This is a genomic window from Enterococcus sp. DIV0167 (genome assembly GCF_050541555.1).
In the GTDB taxonomy this organism is placed as follows: Bacteria; Bacillota; Bacilli; order Lactobacillales; family Enterococcaceae; genus Enterococcus; species Enterococcus faecalis.
The window spans coordinates 2306508-2329485 of record NZ_CP172933.1; the positions used below are offsets into that span (position 1 = coordinate 2306508).

Annotated in this window: 22 protein-coding genes and 1 other annotated feature; of the genes, 5 read left to right on the forward strand and 17 right to left on the reverse strand. The window is 37.1% G+C overall.

What is annotated here, in order from left to right; genetic code table 11:
- Positions 1 to 12 precede the first annotated feature (12 nt).
- The 3 genes from IGM09_RS11035 to efrA all read right to left on the reverse strand — a co-directional run bounded on the left by IGM09_RS11035 (position 13) and on the right by efrA (position 4240).
- Complete coding sequence (locus IGM09_RS11035; RefSeq protein ID WP_002367316.1) at positions 13 to 504, reverse strand: gamma carbonic anhydrase family protein; 492 nt, start codon at positions 502 to 504, stop codon at positions 13 to 15.
- A gap of 242 nt (positions 505 to 746) precedes the next feature.
- Positions 747 to 2516: a multidrug efflux ABC transporter subunit EfrB gene (gene efrB, locus IGM09_RS11040; protein ID WP_002365186.1), complete on the reverse strand. Its 1770-nt coding sequence runs from the start codon at positions 2514 to 2516 to the stop codon at positions 747 to 749.
- Complete coding sequence (efrA, locus tag IGM09_RS11045; RefSeq protein WP_010708444.1) at positions 2513 to 4240, reverse strand: multidrug efflux ABC transporter subunit EfrA; 1728 nt, start codon at positions 4238 to 4240, stop codon at positions 2513 to 2515. Before efrA ends, efrB begins: the two co-directional genes overlap by 4 nt.
- A 228-nt stretch (positions 4241 to 4468) precedes the next feature.
- Here efrA and IGM09_RS11050 point away from each other — a divergent pair, with 228 nt between their 5' ends.
- From IGM09_RS11050 to rnjA, 3 genes are all read left to right on the forward strand, one after another.
- Positions 4469 to 4855, forward strand: a complete 387-nt coding sequence (locus tag IGM09_RS11050) for a YbaN family protein (RefSeq protein ID WP_002355126.1) — start codon at positions 4469 to 4471, stop codon at positions 4853 to 4855.
- A 305-nt stretch (positions 4856 to 5160) separates the two neighbouring features.
- Positions 5161 to 5373 (forward strand): DNA-directed RNA polymerase subunit epsilon, encoded by a 213-nt coding sequence (locus tag IGM09_RS11055; protein ID WP_002355123.1) that lies wholly within the window; start codon positions 5161 to 5163, stop codon positions 5371 to 5373.
- A gap of 1 nt (position 5374) precedes the next feature.
- Positions 5375 to 7060 carry a ribonuclease J1 gene (rnjA, locus tag IGM09_RS11060; RefSeq protein WP_002355122.1) on the forward strand — a complete coding sequence of 562 codons (1686 nt, stop codon included), beginning with the start codon at positions 5375 to 5377 and terminating at the stop codon, positions 7058 to 7060.
- 105 nt (positions 7061 to 7165) lie between these two features.
- On the opposite strand, the gene IGM09_RS11065 is transcribed toward rnjA, so the two are convergent.
- The 4 genes from IGM09_RS11065 to IGM09_RS11080 form a co-directional block, all read right to left on the reverse strand.
- A complete protein-coding gene (locus IGM09_RS11065; RefSeq protein WP_002355121.1) occupies positions 7166 to 7366 on the reverse strand; it encodes a cold-shock protein in 201 nt (66 codons plus the stop codon).
- A gap of 153 nt (positions 7367 to 7519) precedes the next feature.
- Complete coding sequence (gene radC, locus IGM09_RS11070) at positions 7520 to 8218, reverse strand: RadC family protein (protein ID WP_002365188.1); 699 nt, start codon at positions 8216 to 8218, stop codon at positions 7520 to 7522.
- Between the two features lie 54 nt (positions 8219 to 8272).
- The gene (locus IGM09_RS11075) at positions 8273 to 8932 is read right to left on the reverse strand and encodes an HAD family hydrolase (protein ID WP_016616796.1); all 660 of its coding nucleotides are present in this window, start codon (positions 8930 to 8932) and stop codon (positions 8273 to 8275) included.
- On the reverse strand, positions 8916 to 10238 hold the full coding sequence (locus tag IGM09_RS11080; RefSeq protein WP_033625128.1) for a bifunctional folylpolyglutamate synthase/dihydrofolate synthase: 1323 nt from the start codon (positions 10236 to 10238) through the stop codon (positions 8916 to 8918). Before IGM09_RS11080 ends, IGM09_RS11075 begins: the two co-directional genes overlap by 17 nt.
- Positions 10239 to 10486: 248 nt before the next feature.
- Between IGM09_RS11080 and IGM09_RS11085 the strand changes: the two genes are divergently transcribed.
- A complete protein-coding gene (locus IGM09_RS11085) occupies positions 10487 to 13051 on the forward strand; it encodes a YfhO family protein (protein WP_016616798.1) in 2565 nt (854 codons plus the stop codon).
- The gene (locus IGM09_RS11090) at positions 13044 to 13643 is read left to right on the forward strand and encodes a TVP38/TMEM64 family protein (protein WP_002355114.1); all 600 of its coding nucleotides are present in this window, start codon (positions 13044 to 13046) and stop codon (positions 13641 to 13643) included. Before IGM09_RS11085 ends, IGM09_RS11090 begins: the two co-directional genes overlap by 8 nt.
- A gap of 46 nt (positions 13644 to 13689) precedes the next feature.
- On the opposite strand, the gene IGM09_RS11095 is transcribed toward IGM09_RS11090, so the two are convergent.
- From IGM09_RS11095 to IGM09_RS11140, 10 genes are all read right to left on the reverse strand, one after another.
- Positions 13690 to 16332, reverse strand: a complete 2643-nt coding sequence (locus IGM09_RS11095; protein WP_002397611.1) for a valine--tRNA ligase — start codon at positions 16330 to 16332, stop codon at positions 13690 to 13692.
- A gap of 103 nt (positions 16333 to 16435) precedes the next feature.
- Positions 16436 to 16675, reverse strand: a binding site (T-box leader).
- A gap of 49 nt (positions 16676 to 16724) precedes the next feature.
- Complete coding sequence (gene tpx, locus IGM09_RS11100) at positions 16725 to 17213, reverse strand: thiol peroxidase (RefSeq protein WP_002355111.1); 489 nt, start codon at positions 17211 to 17213, stop codon at positions 16725 to 16727.
- 63 nt (positions 17214 to 17276) lie between these two features.
- Positions 17277 to 17924, reverse strand: coding sequence for a redox-sensing transcriptional repressor Rex (locus IGM09_RS11105; protein ID WP_002365189.1), 648 nt, complete (start codon positions 17922 to 17924; stop codon positions 17277 to 17279).
- Positions 17925 to 18053: 129 nt separating this feature from the next.
- The gene (gene thiI / locus IGM09_RS11110) at positions 18054 to 19268 is read right to left on the reverse strand and encodes a tRNA uracil 4-sulfurtransferase ThiI (protein WP_010707108.1); all 1215 of its coding nucleotides are present in this window, start codon (positions 19266 to 19268) and stop codon (positions 18054 to 18056) included.
- A gap of 91 nt (positions 19269 to 19359) precedes the next feature.
- Positions 19360 to 20478 carry a site-specific integrase gene (locus IGM09_RS11115; protein ID WP_002365190.1) on the reverse strand — a complete coding sequence of 373 codons (1119 nt, stop codon included), beginning with the start codon at positions 20476 to 20478 and terminating at the stop codon, positions 19360 to 19362.
- Positions 20453 to 20665 (reverse strand): DUF3173 domain-containing protein, encoded by a 213-nt coding sequence (locus IGM09_RS11120; protein WP_002399131.1) that lies wholly within the window; start codon positions 20663 to 20665, stop codon positions 20453 to 20455. Before IGM09_RS11120 ends, IGM09_RS11115 begins: the two co-directional genes overlap by 26 nt.
- A gap of 92 nt (positions 20666 to 20757) precedes the next feature.
- A complete protein-coding gene (locus IGM09_RS11125) occupies positions 20758 to 21114 on the reverse strand; it encodes an LptM family lipoprotein (protein WP_002399130.1) in 357 nt (118 codons plus the stop codon).
- A gap of 65 nt (positions 21115 to 21179) precedes the next feature.
- Entirely contained in the window at positions 21180 to 21716 is a 537-nt protein-coding gene (locus tag IGM09_RS11130) for an EF0163 family protein (protein WP_002365194.1), read from the reverse strand.
- Positions 21713 to 21937, reverse strand: coding sequence for a hypothetical protein (locus IGM09_RS11135; protein ID WP_002365195.1), 225 nt, complete (start codon positions 21935 to 21937; stop codon positions 21713 to 21715). The genes IGM09_RS11130 and IGM09_RS11135 overlap by 4 nt, the downstream gene beginning before the upstream one ends.
- A gap of 12 nt (positions 21938 to 21949) precedes the next feature.
- Positions 21950 to 22978, reverse strand: a complete 1029-nt coding sequence (locus IGM09_RS11140) for a phage tail tip lysozyme (RefSeq protein WP_002399129.1) — start codon at positions 22976 to 22978, stop codon at positions 21950 to 21952.

Below are 22978 nucleotides of genomic sequence, written 5' to 3' on the forward strand. Positions count from 1 at the left end.
TTCCTCCTAATTCTATGTTAGTTTCGGGTATTTTTGTTGGCGAAATTCTTCTGCTCGTTGAACGTAATGTAAGGCGTTCGTATGATTACTGGCTATTTCTGCTGCCGTTAACGGACGGATAACCTTCGCGGGTCGACCAAATGCTAAAACATTTGGCGGGATAATTTTGCCTTCTGTCACTAAAGAACCCGCACCAATCAGGCTGTTTTCTCCAATAATAGCATTATTTAGAATCGTTGAACCCATGCCAATCAAAGCACCATCACCGATTTTACAACCGTGTAACATGCATTGATGGCCCACCGTTACATACTTGCCTACAATTGTCGGGGCATCTTCATCAACATGAATAATCGTGCCATCTTGAATATTACTACCTTCACCAATGGTAATTGTGTTACTGTCACCTCTTAAGACCGACTGAAACCAAATATTACTATCCTTCGCTAGTTGTACGTTTCCATAGACATCTGCACTAGCAGCAATAAAATACTCTTTTTTCAAACTCTGTCACCTCTTTTCATTAAGTATAGACAAGAATCCCTCACTTTCATAGTAAAAAAGACAAGAAAAGAGCGTGGGACAAAAATCACTTTGGATTTTTGCTCCACGCTCAAAAACTGATAAACGGCGGGAACAAAAGCAACTCCTTCGGAAATAAGCCGGAATTCTCCAAAAATTACAGAACAATTTTCGGAAATTCCTTCTTATTTCTCGGAGTTAAACGCTTCTGTCCCGACCTCTTTTTATTCCTCATAGTCGCCTTCTTCAGCAAATTGACTATTGTATAGTTTTTCATAGAAGCCACCTTGTTCCAGCAACTCATGATGCGTACCTTTTTCAATGATTTCTCCTTGTTTCATAACAAGAATTAAATCAGCTTCACGAATAGTTGATAGGCGGTGGGCAATAACGAAACTCGTTCGTCCTTCCATAACACGATCCATTGCTTTTTGAATTAAGGCTTCCAAGCGTGTATCGACTGAACTAGTCGCCTCATCTAAAATCAAAATTTTCGGATCAGAAATTACCGCTCGGGCAATGGTCAACAATTGTTTTTGACCAAGGGAAACGTTATCTCCCTCAGAATTGATTTCCATTTCATACCCATCTGGCATTGTCCGAATGAAGTGATCCACATTGGCCGTTTTCGCTGCATCCACAACTTCATAATCCGTGGCATCCAACTTCCCAAAACGAATGTTATCTGCAATGGTACCTTTATACAACCAAGCATCTTGCAATACCATTCCAAATACAGAACGGACATCACTACGGTTCATTTTTTTCGTGTCAATACCATCAATTTTAATGGCGCCTTCTGTTACATCATAAAAACGCATCAGTAAGTTGATTAAGGTTGTTTTCCCAGCGCCAGTTGGTCCCACAATCGCAACCATTTGGCCCGCATCAACTTTAAAGTTCAAATTACGAATTAACGGTTTTTCTGGGTCATAACTAAAGCTGACATTTTCAAATTCAACAGAGCCTAAAATAGGTTCTGGTAAAGGAACATCTTGTTCGTTAAGTTCTTCTTCTGGTTCATCTAGGATTTCAAAAATCCGCATGGTCGAAGCTGAAGCGCTTTGTAAAGCTGCAGACAACTGCGTAATATTCCCCATTGGTTGGCTAATTTGCCAAATATATTGAATAAACGCTTGTAACTGCCCCACTACGATCACACCAGCAACCACATAGTAACTACCAAGGACAGCTACCCCGATATAGGTCCCATAAGCGGTCATTTGAACCAATGGCAACATTAATCCTGAGATAAAGGATGCTTTGAAACCAAAACCATTTAAACGATGATTGACTTGTTTAAAGCCTTCAAGGGTTTCTTTTTCCCGACCATATAGTTTTAAAACACTGAACCCAGTCATATTTTCTTGGACATAACCATTTAAGTCTCCTAAAGAATTTTGCATTCCTTGGAAATATTTCTGGGAGATTTTAACAATTGTTCTTGAAATAATCAGAGACAACGGAATCATAATCACTGAAAAAATCGCCATCAGCGGATTGATTAAGAACATCATCACTACCGCCATCACAATACCTAAGACTGCCGAAACAATATTGATAAAACTTTGTTGCATCGCATTGCTGACAGCATCCACATCGTTCGTCACCCGTGACAAAATATTTCCTTGTTGGTTCTTATCAAAATAAGAAACTGGCAAACGATTGATTTTTTCTTCAATATCTCGACGTAAATCGCGCATGGATTGTTGAACGACATTCGTCATTAAAAAGCCTGACAAAAATTGTGCCACACAATAACCTGTTCCCACAACTAAAATCCAAATTAAACATTGGATTACATAATCAAAATTAATGGATTCGCCAGCCGCAATATTACGGCTAATTTCTGTCGTTGGTAATCCAGTCAAATAAGGCAACGCTGCATTAAAGGCAACGGTTAATATTGTAAATAAAATAACTAAATAAAACGTCACTCGGTACGGTTTAATATAGCGACCGATTCGTTTCATAGAAGAAAAGGCGTGTTTCATGCTAATTCCTCCTCTGACAATTGAGAAGCCGCAATATCATAGTAAATTGGACAAGTCTCAAGTAATTCACGATGTGTGCCAATTCCGACCACGTCGCCTTCGTTTAAAACAACAATGCGGTCCGCATGCATAATTGTTCCAACACGTTGTGCCACAATTAAAACAGTGGATTCTGTTGTTTCTTTTTTCAGACGCGCTCGTAAATTTGCATCTGTTTGATAATCTAACGCAGAGAAACTATCATCAAATATATAAATTTCCGGATTGCGAATAATCGCCCGTGCGATAGCTAAACGTTGTTTTTGACCACCAGAAAAGTTCGTGCCACCTTCTGAAAGAGGTTCATCATAGCCTTGCGGTTTTTGTGAAACAAATTCTGTAGCTTGAGCAATGTCAATTGCTCGTTCCATTTCTTCTAACGTCGCATCTTCCTTACCGTAGCGAAGGTTATCAGCAATTGTACCAGTAAAAAGTAACGCTTTTTGTGGAATATAGCCAATCTTATTGCGTAATGCACTAAGTTTGTACTCTTTTACGTTCACTCCATCGATTAAAATTTCACCTTCTGATACATCATAAAACCGTGGAATCAATTGAATTAATGTTGATTTCCCACTACCTGTGCTCCCAATAAAGGCCACTGTTTCACCAGGTGACGCCTTAAAACTTACATTGCGGATGACTGGGCTTTCCGCATGTCCAGGATAGGCAAAGGTTACATTTTTAAACTCTAGATAGCCTTTAGTAGCTGTTTCTGTTACGCCTTCTTCTTCACGAATAGCTGGTTCCATGTCTAAGGCTTCTTGAATCCGTGAAGCCGAAACCGCAGCCCGAGGATACATCATAAAGACACTGGCAAATAACATAAACGAGAACAGCGCATGGAAAATATATTCAATAAAAGCTATTAAATTCCCAACTTCTAAATCCCCGTGGCTGATTTGAACAGTCCCGCTCCAAATGATTAAGACCATCACAATATTAAATAAGAAAAAGAAGCCTGGTTGGGCTGCTGCCATTAAACGAAACAGACTTTTTGAACTTTTAGTGTAAGTTTCATTGACTTTATTAAAACGAGATTCTTCAAATTTTTCATTAACAAATGCACGTATTACCCGCAATCCAGAAAGATTTTCTCTTAAAATCCCATTGATTCCATCTAAGTTCTTTTGTTGCTTTTTAGATAACGGTTCTGACAAACGAGCAATTCCGACAACTGCTAGCAGCAGAAAAGGCAAGGCACCTAAAACGTACATTCCTAACGACGGACTCGTTCGCATCACCATGTAAAGACTGGCAATAAACATCACTGGCGTCATAAAGCCAAGACGTAAAATATTTCCCATGAAGAGCATAATTTGGTATGCATCATTGGTCGTTCGCGTAATTAAGGAAGAAACCCCAATACTTTCATATTCACTGTGTGAGAAAGTTTGAATCTTTTCAAATAAATCATCACGAATATCACGAACAATGTTTGTTGTAATTCTGGCACCAAAGTACCCCAGCAAAATATTCATTGCGACACCAATAATCGTAATTACAACCATCCAAATCCCTTGCTGATAAATATAGTCCATATCTTTAGGAATAATTCCTTTGTCAATCATTCGTGCTAAAATAGTCGGCAAGCCTAATTCAATTAAAATAAAACCAAACACACAAATAAAATCAGCGAAAAGTAATTTCTTATAACGCATTGTGTAACGCCACATTAACTTCAATTAATCATCTCCTTCTTATCTTACTTTAAATTTTCTAGTACCCCCACTGTATCAAAAAGAAATCGGTAATACAAGCTGTCTGACTAGAAAAAACAGCCTTTCTCTTTCTATCCTTTCTCTTTTAGATTTTCTAAAAAATAGATAATTTTAATGATTTACTTATACGATTAAAATTGCTACTTCCTTTTGATTGTGCCATAATTGGGAAAAACTGAAAGGACCCTTTGAATGAAAAAATTATTCTTCATTTTTCTCGGTTCCTGTACGTTTGCTTTAGGCACGTTAGGAATCTTTTTGCCGCTTTTACCCACCACTGGTTTTTATTTATTAACGGCCTTTTTTTGGATGCGTAGTTCAGATAAACTTTATAACAAATTTTTAGCTTCTTCTTATTATCAAAAATATATCCAAGAAGCCTTCTTTGAGAAAAAAATTACTCGTAAAGGCAAATGGAAACTATTTATTTCCATGTTTCTTTTATTTGCCATTCCGTGTTTAATTGTCCGAAATACGTTGATGACCACGACTTTAGCGATTGTTTATTTAGCTCACGTGATTGGCTTAAGTTGGTATTGGCGTCCTAAAAAAAAGGCACTCGAACTTGATCAAGAATAAGGCGAAACAAGAAGTTTGTTTTTTTTAAAAGTCCAGTGAGTGTTTCTATACTTCCTTATCATTCTATGATAAAATAAGCTTAATTGTTGTTATTCACAACACACGGGACGGTTGAAAAAAGAACACATAAAATCAAATACCCAGAATGAAGCAAAGTCGAGGCTTCATTTCATCATTAACAGATGTTTTTGATGAGCATTCTTTTTTAGGTGATCAGCACCTCGTTTTGTTGTGTTTAATTTTCTGTCTTAAAATGAAAAAAACTATAAATTGCTACTATTAGTAGCTGAAGGAGAAATGAATCGATGATTTACAAAGTATACTATCAAGAAACAAAAATCAGAAACCCAAAAAGAGAAGACACAAAATCTCTTTACATGGAAGCCGATAGCGATGTAATCGTGCGCCAATTAGTTGAAGAAAATACCCCATACAATATTGAATACGTTCAATTATTAGACGAAAAACATCTTGCTTACGAGCAAGAACATGCGGACTTCACTCTAACGGAGTTTTAACATGAAAGTAAACATAAAAAATAACGAAACTGGCGTTTTTGCAATCGGTGGTTTAGGCGAAATTGGAAAAAACACATATGGGGTACAATTCCAAGATGAAATTATCATTATTGATGCTGGGATCAAATTCCCAGAAGATGATTTACTTGGGATTGACTACGTGATTCCAGATTATAGCTACATCGTTCAAAATTTGCATAAAGTCAAAGCACTCGTTATTACCCACGGTCATGAAGACCATATTGGTGGCGTTCCTTATCTTTTACGTCAAGCGAATATCCCAATCTATGCGGGACCACTAGCCTTGGCTTTAATTACCAACAAACTAGATGAACATGGTTTATTGCGAGAAGCGGAATTACACGAAATTAATGAAGATACGGTGATTCGTTTTAGAAAAACAGCGATTAGCTTTTTCCGGACGACTCACAGTATTCCTGATGCCTTGGGCGTTGTGGTTAAAACGCCTTCTGGTAACATTGTCGCAACAGGTGACTTTAAGTTTGACTTTACACCCGTTGGTGAGCCAGCCAACTTACACAGAATGGCGAAATTAGGTGAAGAAGGCGTCCTTTGTCTTCTTTCAGACAGTACCAATGCTGAAATACCCACCTTTACAAAATCCGAAAAAACAATTGGGACCTCTATTTTAAAAATCTTTGAAAAAATTGATGGTCGGATTATCTTTGCCAGTTTTGCTTCAAACATTTTCCGTTTACAACAAGCTGCTGATGCAGCCGTGAAAACAGGTCGCAAAATTGCTGTTTTTGGTCGTAGCATGGAAAATGCCATTGTCAATGGCGAACGCTTAGGCTACATCAAAGTGCCAAAAGGAACGTTTGTCGATGCGGCGGAACTGAATCAATTGCCAGCAAATGAAACAATGATTTTATGTACTGGCTCTCAAGGAGAACCTATGGCCGCGCTTAGTCGGATTGCTAACGGTACACATCGCCAAATTAGTATTCAACCAGGCGATACGGTTGTTTTCTCAAGTTCACCAATTCCTGGGAATACGACAAGCGTTAACCGTTTAATCAACTTATTATCTGAAGCCGGTGCAGAAGTTATCCACGGAAAAATCAATAATATCCATACTTCTGGTCACGGTGGACAAGAAGAGCAAAAATTAATGCTTCGCTTGATGAAGCCTAAATATTTCATGCCTGTTCATGGTGAATTTAGAATGTTAAAAATCCATGCTTCGCTCGCTCAAGATACAGGGGTTCCTGAAGAAAATTGCTTTATCATGGGCAACGGCGATGTCTTAGCTTTAACGGCTGATAGCGCACGTCCTGCTGGTCACTTCAACGCTAACGACGTGTACGTTGATGGAAATGGTGTCGGTGATATCGGGAATGTTGTTTTACGGGATCGTCGTATCTTATCTGAAGAAGGTTTAGTTTTAGCGGTAGCAACGGTTGATATTAAAAATAAAGAAATTATGGCTGGTCCAGACATTCTTTCCCGTGGTTTTGTCTACATGCGTGAGTCTGGTGATATGATTCATGAAGGCCAACGTCTTTTATTCAATGCTCTACGTGAAGCAATGAAAGATAAAAACTGTACCGAAGCAAAATTAGGCGAAGCCATGACGACCGCTTTACAGCCTTTCTTGTTTGAACAAACAGAACGTCATCCAATGATTCTGCCAATGATTATGACTGCCACAGTTAGTGATCAATAAAGCTCTCATTTAATAGAGAAGAAAAATGTTTGTCCATTTTTCTTCTCTATTTTTTCTAACAAAAAAACACCTAACGCATGTTAGGTGTTTTTGGATTATTTTTTATTAGTTTTTTTCTACGTTAACTGCTTGAGGGCCACGGTCTGAATCTTCAACATCAAAAGTCACTGCTTGACCTTCTTCTAAAGTTTTGAAACCATCACCTTGGATAGCTGAGAAGTGTACGAATACGTCGCTTCCGTCTTCGCGTGAGATAAACCCAAAACCTTTTTCTGCGTTAAACCATTTTACTGTTCCTTGTTCCATTCTTTTGTTCCTCCTCGTGCATTTGCACATAAATAGTCGTAACTTTGCTCGCTTCCAATAGAATATTTAAAAAAATTTAAAAAGTCTACATAATTCCAAACAAGATTACCCTTTCATTTTACACGTGATAAAATATTTTTGCAAGAATTGTCCTCATTCTGAAGCAAAAAAATTCTCTTCTCTCAAACTAATGTATCCGCTATCACCAACAATAATATGATCCAACAATTGAATCCCCATCATTTCGCCACATTCTTCCATTCGTTTGGTAAATTGAATATCTTGTGGAGACGGTGTCGGATTGCCAGATGGATGATTATGAGCTAATAGTATGCGAGCAGAAGAATATTTAACCGCTTCCCGAAAAATTTCGCGTGGATGAGCAATACTTTGATTCAGTGAACCTTTGAAAATCGTTTTCTGTTGGATAATGTCATTCTTGGTATTCAAGTAAATACAAATTAAATGTTCTTGTTGCAGCCCCTTCATCTCTTGGAGTAATCGTTGAGCGACTTGTTGACTGGACGTAACTTTACCAAATTTGATTTGACTACTTTGATAAATTCGACACCCCAATTCAATGGCCGCACGTAATTCAATGGCTTTCACTTGGCCAATGCCTTTAATAGCCATTAACTCGTTCAACGTGGCTTGCTGCAAATAAGAAAGTTGCTTAAACTGTTTTAATAGCGTTGCGGCAACAGTCATCACGTCTGCTTCTTTTGAGCCAGTTCGTAACAGAATCGCCAACAACTCTTGATTCGATAATGCTTTTTCTCCTATCGCTAAGAGCCGTTCTCGTGGTAAACAATCACTCGGCATCTCGCGAATAAATAGATCCGATACTTGCATAAAAAACCTCCTTTGCTAGTCATTAATAAACTACGCAAAGGAGTGTTGTTTTTATTATTTTAAATAATGTGGCGCTTGATGTAAACTCTCCAAGACATGTAATGTTTTCTCTTGGATAACTTCAGTTGGTTGCAATAAATCAGGTACCATGATCACTGGAATGCCCGCACTATGAGCCGCACTTACCCCATGAAATGAGTCTTCGAAAATCAAGGTTTTCGGGGCTTCTGTTCCTAAAAGTTGACGAGCTTTTTGAAAAATTTCTGGGTCCGGTTTTGCTCGTTTAACATCCTCTGCTGAAACGATCCCTACAAAACGATCCTGAATCCCAGCATGGCTTAATAACATTTCAATTGCTGGACGGACGTTACTTGAAGCAACTAATCGAGGAATTTTTTGATCATCTAAAAAGTCAAGGAATTCCACCACCCCTGGTTTTAAAGGGACGTTACCAGATCGAAACTCTTGCAGGGTATCCTCATAAGAACGGCGGATAAATTCTTCCACTGTGTCGTGACCATAGGATGCATAAATACGTCGGTAATTCTCTTGTACTTCTTCATCGGAAATCCCAACATAGTCTAAATAGACTTCTTTACTATATGGTAACCCCATTGCATCTGCTACTTTTTGAGTAGATGTATAGTAAATCAACTCCGTATCAAAAAGCAACCCATCCATATCAAAAATTACGCCATCAAATTTCTTCATCATTTCCTCCTATAGTTAAAAGTAATTCTCTTACTTGAGAAACAAAATATAATGAACCTGTTACTAATAATAAATCATCTGTCGACATTTTTTCTAAAATTTCGCCTAAGCCAAATTGCCATAAAGACACAATTTCTGTTAAATCGTCTTCATATTTTTCCATTTCTGTGAGTGCAATAGCTTTAGGGTAATCAAAGCTAGTTAAGTAAAGATGCGCATTCGGTACTTGCTTTAAGTCCTGAATCATCTCATCCACATCTTTAGTTGCTAAAGCTGAAAATAAAATATGAATCGTGTGTTGTGGAAACTCTTTGCGCAAGTTTTCAACTAAGCGTTTTACTGCATGCTCATTGTGGGCACCATCTAAAACAATCAACGGTTCATCACTAAGACGTTCCATTCGAGCTGGCCATTGCGCTTTAGCTAACCCTTGAGTAATGTCTCGTTCTTTAAACGGCAAATGTTGTAGTTGGCAATACTTGTCAAATAATTGAATAGCTACCGCCGCGTTTTCTACTTGGTGACGCCCCAACAAGGGAACTTTAATTTTTGTCAGTTTGCCCATTTCTCCATAGAAATTAAATACTTCCCCCCATTGTGTATCAGGATGTATATATTCCACTTGATACTCTTTGCCAAAACGAAAAATTGGACTCTGTTTTTCTTGTGCGACTTTTTCAATGACTGCTAGCGCATCAGCACAAATATTGCCTGTTACTACTGGGACTTTTTCTTTAATAATACCCGCTTTTTGATAGGCAATTTCAGCAATTGTTTCACCTAAAATTTCTGTGTGATCCTTCCCAATTGTTGTAATTCCCGTCAATAATGGCTTCACGACATTGGTGCTATCAAGTAATCCACCTAAGCCAACTTCAACAACTGCGATATCCACTTGTTCATTCACGAAATAGTCCAAGGCCATTCCTGTCAATGTTTCGAATTCTGTAATTCCAGCCACTTCAGTGATCTGGTCTAATTCTTTAATGATTGGTTGATACTTTTCCACATAGGTAATCAATTGTTCGTCTGAAATTGGTTGACCATTTATCGCAATTCTTTCATTAAATGATTCAATATAAGGAGAGGTAAAGGTTCCGACTTTCAAGCCCATTTCTTCTAATAGACAGCGTAAATATGTCACGGTTGAGCCTTTACCATTGGTTCCTGCGATATGAATCGTTGGCACTTTGTTTTCTGGATGATCAATTTTTTCTAATAACGCATTGATCCGATCCAAACCAGGTCTTGAACCAAAGGGTAACCGGCTATGAATCCATTCAATGGCTTCTTCTATTGTTAATTGCATCTTGTCCAACTCCTTGTCTTCTTCTACATTATAACTAAGTTAGGTGACTTTTTCACTAATAACCAATTGAAACTTTTTCTTGAAAACTTTTTGCATTTTTCATAATTTTGCGTTATTAGCGGATACATTAATGAACTTATGGTAAACTAACATTCTGGATGGTTCATTCCAGCCAGCCAATTAAAAACTATTTTTAGAGCGTTCAACACGCTTATTCATGATTTTTTTATAAAGGTGGACTTATTTTGATGAAAAACAAATCGAAGCTTTTATGGTTAGGAAGTTTTTTCTTGCCGTTTTTACTTCTGTTGCTTGTATGGATGACATTACAACTTGCGCCTTTTGGTGACAACAACTTATTAGTTAGTGATTTAGGCACACAATACATGCCTTTCTTGAGTTTTTTAAAACGCTCTTTTCACGAGGGAATAACTACATTCTACTCTTTTTCCAATGAGATTGGTGAGTCGATTGTTCCTTTGGCAGCCTATTACTTACTGAGCCCTTTTAATGTGTTGGCTTTCTTTTTTCCTTATGAACAATTACCTATAGCAATTTTATGGATTATTACCTTAAAACTTGCCTTGATGGGCACGACGATGTTTAGCTATTTAAAATACACCTATCAAAAAGTTGATGGCACCACGTTACTTTTTTCAACGTCCTATAGTTTCTGTGGCTTTGTCACCGTCTATAGCCAAAACTTTATGTGGTTGGATGCACTAATTCTATTCCCGCTTATCTTATTGGGACTCCAACGTTTATGGGATCAACGAAAATGGGGCTTATACAGTATAACCCTATTTTTAGCGATTGTGACAAATTACTACATGGGTTATATGATTTGTCTCTTTGCTGTTTTGTACAGTATCTATTGGTTCTTTAAAAAGAATACCCAAACCCATGCTATTCGGCAATTTTTTAAACAAAGTCCGTTATTCATCCTCGTTTCTTTTTTAACAGGAACCGCAACTAGCTTTTTATTATTACCTGCAGCAGAAGGGATGCTTTATACAAAAAAAGCAGATTTTGATGTCTCGACGTTCTTTTTAACGCCTAAGTTCAACACTTCGTTTTTCTCGCAATTAGGCTTAGGTTCTATTAATTATGAGTTGCGTTTAGACCATTTACCAACCGTTTTTGCTGGATTATTTGTGACACTCCTCTGTGTTGCCTATTTTCAAACGAAACAAATTGCGTTAAAAGAAAGAATAGCTTCAGCAATTCTTTTATTCATTCTCTTTTTAAGCTTTTGGTTAGAAGCCTTTAATACTGTCTGGCACATGTTTCAAAGCCCAGCTGGTTTCCCTTACCGAAATGTCTTTATTTTTAGCTTTTTATTGATTGTCTTTGCCTATGAAGTTTGGCTTAAAAAAGTGACCATTCCTTGGACCGCACCTATTATTTTTAGTCTGCTGTTAGTCATTGGCTACGGATCTTTGTATTATGGTCCACAAAAGAATCTCTTAATTTCGATCAATTATTTATGGCTAAGTTTACTTTTTATTTGGTTGATTTTCGTTTGCTTGCGTTTAGCACACAAAAAGGCCTTAAGAAACTATGTAGTCGTGGCTTTATTCTTACTGGTCAGCACAGAATTAACAACGAATTTCTGGATTTCTTTTAAACACATGCCCTTTGGTAGCCAAGCGACATTTGCCCAAGATTACCGAAAACACAGCCAATTAATCGATGAAAAAATGGCCTCAGCACCAGAACTTTATCGCATGAAACAAGTCATTCCTTCCAAAGAAACAGGGTTCCGTGAAATCAATAACGGCTACAACAATCCTTTACTTTATGGCTATGCTGGCGTTTCTAGCTATACTTCGACTTTAACTGCCACTACCCAAGACACATTAAGTGCGCTAGGTTTATATCGAAAAAATGATCGCCGGATTGCCTATGTGGATAATTCACAACTAACCAATTTACTTTTAAATGTGAAATATGACTTTTTACCAATTGAAAAACCTACGAGTGAAAAATTGCTAAAAACAGTTGGTTCCACGAAAATCATGGAAAATGATGAAGCGATCGGTATGGGCTTTTTGGCGCCAACCGCATTAACCAAGTTAAAATTAGCAAAAAATAATCCTTTAGATGCCCAAGAAGAACTCCTGCAAACGCTCGTGCCGACGGATAAACCTTACTTTAAAACAGCTTCGTTGATAAATGAACCTCATCATACTAACGAAACAATTGAAGCAACCTTTAAAGTGAATAGCACTGGTGACTTGCATCTTTATATTCCGAATTTAAAATGGAAAAAAGTTACACAATTGAAGGTAAACCAACAAGTTATCTCGACGCCGATTTATATTGCAACCAATCAACTGTTCAATTTAGGGCATTTTGAAAAAGGAACTACCGTGACCCTGTCACTAACTGCTGAACAAGTGGTTGATTTAACTAATTGGCAACTTCAAACTTTAGACCAAACAGCCTTTAATCGTGCGGTTGACAAATTACGCCAACAAGCTCTTCACGTGAATGCAACTAAAAAAGGCCATTTAAATGGCGCACTGAATGTACCTGGAAATGACACTCAGTTACTGTATACGTCCATTCCTTATGACCAAGATTGGCAAGTCAAATCGTCGCTACAAAAAGAACCATTAAAAACACAACGCATTCTAGGTGGCTTTTTAGCTGTTGAAGTCCCAGCTGGCAAACAGCAGTTAACCTTTACCTATCATCCAAGAATGATTTATCTCGGTACTGCCGTCAGCGGAACGGTTTTACTGGGAGCGGCTGGTTATCTTGGCTTTAAAAAATACCGTCGAAAACGTCAGGAGGCCACTCATGACTAATCAGAAAAAATTTTTAAATGGACTCATTCGGTGGTTACCCCTAGTTGGACTGGTGCTTTTCTTCGGCTTAATTTTATGGGGATATTCCAGAGGAATTTTTCATTCTGTTGCTTCCTTGCAAGCTTTTATTAAACAGTTTGGTAACTATGCGGTTCTATGTTTCATTCTTTTACAAATCGTCCAAGTGATTATCCCTATTCTACCTGGAGGAATTTCTTCTGTTGCAGGAATGTTGATGTTTGGCAATTTGCAAGGCCTTTTGTATAGCTATCTTGGATTGATTATTGGTGAGTTTATTGGCTTTTTACTGGTTCGTTACTATGGACGTAGCTTTGTAAAAATAATCCTTTCACCCAATAAATACAAAAAATTTGAAGAGATTTTAGACAAAAATGAACACAATGTCAAAAAGCTCTTAATCTTTACTATGTTAGTCCCCTTCGCTCCAGATGATATTGTTTGTTTAGTGGCGGGAATTACAGATATTTCTTTAAAAGAATTCATGAAAATTGTTCTTTTATTAAAATTCTGGTCTGTGGCTACTTACAGCTACTTAATGTTGTATTTGTTTCAATTATTTGGCAAATTATAACAAAAAGACAACAAAACCAACGTTTGGTTTTGTTGTCTTTTCTTTTTTAGATTGAACGTAATTGGGCAATCCGTTCTTTGACAGCCTCTTGTTTTTCAAGGTAGTCCTTTTCTTTTGCACGTTCTGCTTCCACGACCTCATCTGGTGCATTTGACACAAAACGTTCATTTGAAAGTTTGCCTTGCACACGTTTGACTTCTTTTGTCCATTTGTCTAATTCTTTTTCTAAGCGAGCAATTTCTTCCTCGATATTAATCAACCCAGCTAATGGTAGGAATAGTTCTGCGCCTGTTAATACAGCGGACATGGCTAATTCTGGCGCTTCTATTTCACGACTGATGACTAATTCCTCTGGGTTACAGAAGCGTTCTAAATAGCTAGTATTAGCTGTTAAAAATTCTTCTACTTCTGTATCGTTTGTTTTAATTAACAAGGTAATTGGTTTAGAAAGTGGTGTATTCACTTCTGCTCGAATATTCCGAACCGAACGAATAACTTCTTTCAGAACTTCCATTCCTCGAGCTGCTGCTTCATCGTTAAATTCTTCATGAACAACTGGGTACTCTGCCACAACCAATGACTCACCTTGATGCGGAATTTTTTCCCAAATTTCTTCTGTTACAAACGGCATAATTGGATGCAATAAGCGTAAGATTTGATCCAATGTGTACACCAAGATGCTCCGTGTTGTTTGTTTAGCTGCTTCATTTTCTCCGTAAAGAATCTCTTTACTCATTTCAATATACCAATCACAGAAATCATCCCAGATAAAGTTGTATAATTGGCGACCTGCTTCACCGAATTCAAAGCGATCAAATAATTCTGTCACACGGGCGACTGTTTCGTTTAAGCGCGTTAAAATCCAACGATCAGCGACAGTCTTTTCACCACTAAAGTCAATATCTGCAGCAGTCATACCTTCTACATTCATGATAACGAAGCGACTTGCATTCCAGATCTTATTGATAAAGTTCCAAGAAGCATCCATTTTTTCATAACTAAAACGAACATCTTGACCTGGAGCTGAACCATTTGATAAGAACCAACGCAATGCATCTGCGCCATATTTTTCGATGACATCCATTGGATCAATCCCATTCCCCAATGATTTACTCATTTTGCGTCCTTGCTCATCACGAATTAAGCCGTGAATTAAGACATTTTGGAAAGGACGTTCACCTGTAAACTCTAAGCTTTGGAAAATCATACGACTTACCCAGAAGAAGATGATGTCATAGCCAGTAACTAATGTGCTTGTTGGGAAGTAACGTTGATAATCTTCGCTTGCTTCATCTGGCCAACCCATCGTTGAAAATGGCCATAATGCAGAACTAAACCATGTATCTAAGACGTCACTATCTTGAACCCAGTTTTCACTGTCGGCTGGCTCTTCCATCCCAACATACATCTCGCCCGTTTCTTTGTGATACCAAGCAGGAATTTGATGGCCCCACCATAATTGTCGCGAAATAACCCAATCATGTACATTTTCCATCCAACGTAAAAATGTTTGATTGAAGCGTGGTGGATAAAATTCAACAGCGTCTTCTGTTTCTTGATTTTTCATTGCTTTTTCAGCTAGTGGTCCCATTTTTACAAACCATTGGGTCGATAAACGAGGTTCCACGACAACGCCTGTTCGTTCTGAATGGCCCACGCTGTGATTCATTGTTTCGATTTTAATTAAGCGACCTAGTTCTTTCAAGTCAGAGACAATCGCTTTACGTGCGGCAAAACGATCCATTCCTTCGTATTTTCCAGCCAGTTCATTCATCGTGCCGTCTTCGTTCATAACATTTACTCGAGGTAAGTCATGACGATTACCGACTTCAAAGTCATTTGGATCATGGGCAGGTGTGATTTTTACAACCCCTGTTCCAAATTCCATATCTACATAGTCATCTGCAATAATTGGAATTTCTTTATCGACTAATGGCAAGACAACTGTCTTACCAATAAGTTCCTGATACCGTTCATCTTCTGGATGGACCGCAATCGCCGTATCTCCCAACATTGTTTCAGGACGCGTTGTCGCAATTTCAACAACGCCAGAACCATCTGATAATGGGTAGCTCATGTGGTAAAAAGCTCCTTCAATATCTTTATGGATTACTTCAATATCAGACAATGCTGTTTTCGCTTTTGGATCCCAGTTAATGATATATTCACCACGGTAAATCAAATCTTTCTCGTAAAGAGAGACAAACACTTTACGAACGGCCTCAGATAGCCCTTCATCTAAAGTAAAACGTTCACGGCTGTAATCTAAAGAAAGGCCCATTTTTGCCCACTGTTCACGAATGTGAGAAGCATATTCTTCTTTCCATTCCCACACTTGATCAACAAATTTTTCACGACCTAAGTCGTAACGTGAAATTCCTTGTTGTGCTAGTTTCTCTTCTACTTTTGCTTGCGTGGCAATTCCGGCATGGTCCATTCCTGGTAGCCATAACGTATCAAAGCCTTGCATTCTTTTTTGGCGGATAATCATATCTTGTAATGTTGTATCCCAAGCATGCCCTAAGTGTAGCTTCCCTGTTACATTAGGTGGTGGAATAACAATTGAATAGGGCTTCGCTTTTTTGTCGCCACTTGGTTTAAATAAATCTTGATCTAGCCATTTTTGATAACGGCCAGCTTCGATTTCTGTCGGTTGATATTTCGTTGGTAAGTTTTTTTCTTCTGACATTTTTTCCCCTTCTTTCTTAAAATACGCGATTTGGAGCGGTAATTATTTTACAAATGAGTTTTTTTGGGCTAAACACTAAAATACGCCCTAAAATACTTTCGTATTTTAGGGCGTAGATTCATCTTATTTACGCGGTACCACCTAAATTGCATTTGAATTGAATTCATTCAAATGCCACTCATTCGTGAGATAACGTTCACGAAACGAATCGTTTTACTAACGTACTGTGTTCAAACCATTGACTCACAAGCTACCTTCTCACTGGTTGTGTAAAAGTCTTGCACCTGAACGACTTTTTCTCTAAAACGACGCCAATGATACTCCTCTTGTTCGCTGTCTTTGCTTCATTCTACAATGAAGCGCAAGCAAAGTCAATTTGTAATCTAGAGGGATTACACTTTTTTTGCAGCTTCTAACGCTTGTTGATAATCGGGTTCCGACGAAACTTCTGAGACGATTTCTTCATAAACTAACGTTCCTTCTGGGTCAATCACAAAAATAGCACGTGCTAAACGGCCCATTTCTGGAATATACAAACCATAAGCTGCACCAAATGAGTCTTCAGTATCATGAAGCATTTCCATTTCGACACCCTCAGCGGCACACCAATTTGCTTGTTCTTCAACTGTGTTATTGGAAATCGTGATAATCTGAACACCGTCTAATTTCGCCGCTTCTTGATTGAAACGTTTCGTTTGCAGTGAACAAACACGTGTGTCGATATCAGGAACCACACTAATTAAAACCGTTTTACCTTTATAATCTGCCAAGTTGATTTCTTGGTTGTTTAAATTTTTCAAAGAAAAGACGGGGGCTTTTGTGCCAACTTTAGGCTGCTCACCTGTCAATTCTAATACGTGCCCTTTTCTTGTAACATTCATTCTGAAATCCTCCTTTTCCACTTTCAATAATAAGTATAGTAGAGGATTTTTATGAAGACAATTTTATTGCTTTGGGCTATTTGCTAGTGAAAAAGTTTCATTAAAATAAATCAGTGTTTGCAGTTCCGTTGTTAAATCAATATACTGCACACTAACGTTGGCTGGCACACTGACACGGTCTGGCGCAAAATTTAAAATCGCAGTCACACCCGCTTGTACAATTTTGTCGATAGCTTTTTGGGCATGGTGACTTGGTACTGTAGAAATGGCTACCGTGACCCCTTCTTGTCGAACGAATGCTTCTAACTCAGACATATCATGAACTAATAATCCATTAATCGTGGTGCCAACTAAAGCCGAATCATTATCAAAAGCACAGACAATATTCAAATTCTCGTTGCGTCTAAAATTATTTTTTAATAATGCCTTGCCTAAATTGCCACAACCAATCAGAGCAATTCTTTTTTCTTCTTGCGTATTTAAAATATTACTAAATACCTCAATTAAATACGGCACATCGTAACCATAACCGCTTCGGCCCAGTTCACCAACGTGGGAAAAATCACGCCGAATCGTTGCAGAAGGAATCTGGATCATTTCACTAAACTCTCGTGATTTAATGCGTTTAACACCAGAATCCCCTAACATTTTTAAATAACGTAAATAAACCGGCAAACGTTTTGCCGTTGCTTTAGGCATTTTTTTCTCCATCCTCTGTCCTCCTTGTTACCTACTTCACATATTCAGTTTATCACGGTTCCCCTCTCCGAGCAACTTGTTTGTGAAATAAGTACAAAATAAATACAGTGACGTCTAAGCGACCGTCACTGTATTTATTTCTTATAGGAAATCTGCAAATTCGTCTTCTTGTTTATCTTTCGCTGTTTCTGCTGAAATCTCTGTAATTTTGAGTCCTTCTAAGGCCCGAGCCATTAAACCTTCCAAGTCTAAGCGCGCTTCATAATCTTGCGCTTTATCCAAGCGAGGTCGTGTTTTCGGTTGCGGTGGCGCAAAAATTGTACAACAATCTTCGAAGGGTTGGATGGCTAATTCAAACGTGTCAATTTTTTCGGCAATTTCGATAATTTCTGTCTTATCCATTGAAACAACAGGTCGAATTATCGGTGTTGAGGTAACCTCATTAATTGCTACCATACTTTGAAGTGTTTGCGAAGCCACTTGTCCTAACGATTCACCATTAATAATGACTAAACCTTTCCGCATTTCACGAATTGCATCTGTTAAGCGTAACATTAAACGTCGTGTAATGGTCATTAAGTAGCCTTGGGGAACAACTCGTTTTATTTCTTCTTGAATTTCTGTAAAGGGCACTTCAATAAATTGAATAGTTCCTACATAAGGGACTAATTTTTCAGCTAAATCTTTAGCCTTTTGTAACGCTTGTTCACTTGTATAAGGCGGACTAGCAAAATGGACAGCTTCCACTTCCACGCCACGTTTCATAGCTAAATAACCAGCAACTGGTGAATCAATGCCTCCTGACAACATCAACATACCACGACCACTGGTGCCCACTGGCAATCCACCCGCACCGCGAATCGTTTCATAAGATAAATACGCCGCGTCTTTACGAATTTCAATTCTTAAGTTAATATCAGGCTTTTTCATTTGTACTCGAATTTCCGGAATGGCTTCAATAACAGCCCCACCTAATTCTTGATTCAAGCCATTTGAATCAAGTTCAAATGAATGGTCCGAGCGTTTAGCAGTAATTTTGAACGTCTTACCTGGCGTATAAACTTCCCGAACAACCTCTTGAACCATTGCACGAATCGCTGGCATTTCTTTTTCAATACGAATACTTGGCGAAAAATTTTGAATCCCAAACACTTTACTTAGTTTCGGAATCACTTCTTCACTATCTTCCCCATTTAATAAAATATGCATTCTGTCTCGATCTGCATGGATTTTCAATGCTGGAAAATCAGCTAACGCACGTTTCACATTTTGTGCTAACTGCATGATAAACGTTTTACGATTTTTTCCTTTAGTTGATAATTCGCCATAGCGAACCATAATTTCTGTATATTTCACTTTCTATTAATCCCTTTCTAAATCGCTTTAAAACAAAGCTTACAATTAGTTTTCATTATATTTGCTAACAATAAAGCTAACAATTACTATTCTAAATTTTTAAATCAGTTAATTTCTTAGAAACATCATTCATTCTTCCATTATAAAGGTGCCCATATTTTTCTAAAGTGGTTGTTATACGACTATGACCCAATCTTTCCTTAATAACCAGTGAATCTTCCTTAAGGGCAATTAACATAGAAGCATGAGAATGTCTTAAAGCGTGTATTTTAATCACTGGCACATCTGCTAAGTCACAAAGTTTTTTAAGCCAGCCATGCGTTGTAGACTTAGCCAATGTTCCACCATCTATAGAAAATATAAGGTTTATTTTTAAAGGAGATTGCTGTTCTCTCCATATTTCAAAAAGCCGTAGCGTTTCATCGTCAAGAGATACCGTTCTAATACTACTTTTTGTTTTTGGCGTTGTAGTTCTAAACTCTCTTTTATTTTTAACAAGCATCGTCTTATTAATATAAACAACTTTACTGTCAAAATCAACATCTTCCCAATTCAAAGCTAAGGCTTCACCTAGCCGAAGACCTGTCATGAATAAAAATCTAAAAAACATTTTTTTAAAGAACAATAAACTATCGCTTTCATCACTAAGCAGCATTACTTTTTGCATATCATCTATAGTCCAAATGTTAACTTCTTTCTCTTCAACTCGAACTCTACTTACTTTTTTTGATATATCTTCATCAATAAATCCAAAAATAAAAGCTCGCTCGAATACGGATTGAATATTACAAATGATTAAATTAATATACTCTGGAGATAAACTTTCACCTGTTTTAGTTTTATACTCACCAGATAAATAATTAATCAATTTTTGTAAATCAACCGTTTCAATAGCATTTATCTGTACCTCATTAAAGATAGATAAATGATTTTCAATTATACCTGTATTGGTCTTAAAAGTACCTTCCTTAACATGATTTTTGTACCAGCATTTATAATATTCTTCGTAAAAATTACCAAATGTAATCTTTTCACGTTTTTCTTGATAATCAATCATAAACTGATTATAAGCTTTTTTTGCCTCCTTTGCTGTCTTAAATCCACGCTTAAATTTTTGTATTCTTTTCCCTTTTAAATCAAAACCCAAACTTGCAACAAAATAATACTTACCTGTCTTTTTGTCTTTATAAACATTTGATGTCTTTGCCACCTTTATTAACCTCTATTCCTAAAATTTCTTCAACTACACTCACAGGAACACAAGAGATTTTCTTACCACTATAGAAGTGGCAACCTCTTTCTACTAGTAAAGCTTTGGCTTCACGAATAACACGTTGTGATTGGTATGGAGAAAATCCAAGGCTAATAATGTCTTTTTTTGTCACAGTACTTAACATTAATAATACCATCTCCTTCTATTTAATTACATAAAAAAAAGCAGTACTTAATTAGCACTACCCTATGTCAAATGTTCATTAAAATTGAATTTCTATTTAAATTTACCCGACTTGTAGATAACTTCATAGTTACCACTAGCTTTCATATCATCAAAAGTTGCTTTGCTTTTTGTACTATCTAACTGCTTATCTTCATCATAATAATAAAAATACTCCAATGCACTAGGCTCATCTTTAACAGGAACCCAAATATCAGCCAAATAACGATTAGTGTCTTTATCTTTATACATCAAAAAACTAAAACTATCTTCTGAATACTCATCACCATATGCAGAATCTTTAATTATAGAGTCTTTAAATTCTTCACCTGTTTTATCTAATTTAGAACCACAGGCAGATATCATAAAAATTGCAACAACCATCAACACAATTGAAGCTGCCTTTTTCATTTTATCATCTCCTAACTTATATAAACGTAATACTATTAAATAAAGCAAAAAATTGTATTCCAAGATTAATACTCTTGTTTCACTGAGTTATAGGTAATTTCTGCTATCTTATTCCCTTTCACTTTTGCCAGTAAAAGTACCCTTGTTTTTGTTCCGTTTTGTTCACAATCAAGCAAGACTGCGTATTCCTTTTTATCATTTTGATATATTGAACTTACTTCACCTTTACTTTCCAATTTTGCACCAGTTTTCACATCAATACCATTTTTCTTTATACATTCAGCAGTCATTAATTTCTTCAAATTTTCGTTACGATCATTGATACTAGAAAAATTAGCATAAGCATTTCCAAAGTCCTCTACCAACTGGTAAGTGTTAGATACCTTTTCTTCCGTTGATTTATCCTTACTCTGTATAGACTTGGTACTACTTTTTTCAGTTACTTCACTTCTTTTCGTAGTATTTATATTATCAACTGGTTTCATAGTCACCAATTCAGTTGTTGACGAAGCCGCCGTTTCATGACCTTTGGTGTTTCCTCCACAAGCAGAAAATATTAATCCAACACCTAATACTAAAACTACTAAACTTAACTTTTTCATTTTCTACCTACTTTCTTTGAAATGCGTTGCACTTCTTTAATATACATAATCTTTGAAAAAATCCCCTCAGAAAATTTAACACGATACTCTTTATTATTCACAGCTAATAAAAAACTATCTTGGTACTTTTGAACTGCAAATTCATTTTTTCTACAGTTAAATTTCGAACAGATTTCTTTTATCTGACGATTAGTTAAACCACTTTTCTTACTCAAAGTCATTCATAATTCCTCCTATTTCCTTACTATGCTGGTCACATGTGGAAAATCTAATCCCCAAGTCCGAGAATACTTAGCAACAATTTGACCTTGTTCAGCGTTTTGCTCATAAGTAGTAAACTTGTTTTTACCTTCAACACTTGCCACTACACCAGTATGCCCATAAATACTAGTAGCCACACCACCTTGACCAAAATTAATGACATCTCCTGCTTTAATATCTGAATAATTTGGATTCTTTATGACTGTCCAACCAATTGAACTCCAAGGATAATCATTACCAATTTCACTCGCAAACATATGACCCGTACCCATCATTTGTAGACCTCCTTGTTTTTCAACAAAAAAAGCAGATAAGCCATAACATTGACCACCATTAATAGTTTGCCCCATCACTTTTTCCAAGGCATCAATTTTTCCTCCACCAACATTGGCTGAACCTCCGCCCATGGAACCTGTAGAAAGTCGTTTATACCAATTATTAGCACTAGCCTTTCTTTTTACTTGTTCTGCGGGATCATCTTTTGTTCCAGCTCGCTCCCACAGCTTCAAAATATCAACCGCAAGTGTATTTACATCTTTTGATTTAGACATTCTTTTAAGTAAATCACTATCAGAACCATCCTTATTCCACGCAAAATCCATTTGTAAAGCTACTGATTCCCATTCCTTTTTTTGACTTTTTGCAAAATTTAATAAATTAACTCTTCGTCCTGAATCCCATTGTCCTAATCCAATTCCATAACCGCCTAAACTAGCGTTATAAGCAATAGAAGGATTAAAAGCCAAATCACTTTGAATTCTAGCAGGATTTAATCCACTTTCATGTTCCATATTGCCAATCCAAGCGGAAGCAAACTGCAACGTTCCACCGTGTGACGTCACGTAGTTAGAAACTTCTAATGCTACTTTTTCCTGTGGTGTAGCAGGCTGAAACTGGGAAGAATCTCCGCTTTCACTAGAAGAAAATACACCTAAAAATAATAAAAAAGGAAGAATAAAGACAAAGCAACTAGCAATTAAAACCTTATTTGATTTCTTCAT